The sequence below is a fragment of the Halomonas sp. ND22Bw genome (assembly GCF_003011945.1).
In the GTDB taxonomy this organism is placed as follows: domain Bacteria; phylum Pseudomonadota; class Gammaproteobacteria; order Pseudomonadales; family Halomonadaceae; genus Halomonas; species Halomonas halophila.
In genome coordinates this window covers 1-280 of sequence record NZ_PXWD01000648.1, presented here as the reverse complement: position 1 = coordinate 280, position 280 = coordinate 1, and the positions used below count along the sequence as shown (strand labels likewise).

1 protein-coding gene is annotated in these 280 nt (G+C 58.6%); it reads right to left on the bottom strand.

Annotated features, from left to right (window positions below; all coding sequences use genetic code 11):
• Positions 1 to 280, bottom strand: a 280-nt coding sequence (locus CVH10_RS19740) for an IS3 family transposase (protein WP_146143134.1), incomplete at both ends; no start/stop codon positions are given.

The window sequence follows — 280 nt, the reverse complement described above, 5'->3', positions numbered from 1 at the left end:
GCAGTCCGAGGGTGCGCATCAATGTGAGCACGGTTTTCTTCGACACCCTCCGTCCCTGCCGTCGAAGGATAGCGAGGATGCGTCGGTGCCCGTAGGCGCCTTTCGCATCTTCGAAGGTTTCACGAATGGCTCCTTTGAGCTCAGCATGGCGGTCCGCGCGACGGAGTCGATTCCGATGGTCATAGAACGTCGATTTGGGGAGGTGCGCGATCTGCAGCAAGAGTGCCAGCGGAAATTGCGCCTTGAGATCGTCGACAGCTTGAACTTTCAGCGTCGTTCC